The sequence below is a fragment of the Streptosporangium nondiastaticum genome (assembly GCF_003011965.1).
Taxonomy (GTDB): domain Bacteria; phylum Actinomycetota; class Actinomycetes; order Streptomycetales; family Streptomycetaceae; genus Streptomyces; species Streptomyces nondiastaticus.
In genome coordinates, this window is record NZ_PXWG01000372.1 from 1 (window position 1) to 429 (window position 429).

Below are 429 nucleotides of genomic sequence, written 5' to 3' on the forward strand. Positions count from 1 at the left end.
GACCCTGCCGGTGACCAGCCTCATGGGGCTGTTCGCCAGCACCGACGCTCCGCTGATCCTGTGCTGGACGCTGGCATCGTGGATGCTATGGCGTGCCCAGGTCACCAACCGCCTGCACTACTGGCTCCTGTGTGGCATGGCGTGCGGCATCGGCTTGCTGGGCAAGTACACGATGGCCGCCTTTGCACTCACGGCAATCTGGACGCTGTGGGGCGTACCGGGCCCCAAGCGCGGGGTGCTGCGCATCGGCCCCTGGCTGACCGTCGCCGTGGCGGGCGCCTTGCTCGCCCCCAACATCTGGTGGAACGTCCAGAACGACTTCCCGACCCTCGCCCACACCGCCGAGATCACCACCGACTCGACCCGCAGCGGCGGCATTGCGGCCGTGGCGCGCTTCCTCGGCGGCCAGGTGGCGATGCTGGGCCCTCT

1 protein-coding gene is annotated in these 429 nt (G+C 69.2%); it reads left to right on the forward strand.

All coding sequences use genetic code 11. From position 1 onward, the window contains the following. Nucleotides 1–429: glycosyltransferase family 39 protein (locus B7P34_RS36290; protein ID WP_189383298.1), on the forward strand; the 429-nt coding region annotated here is incomplete at both ends.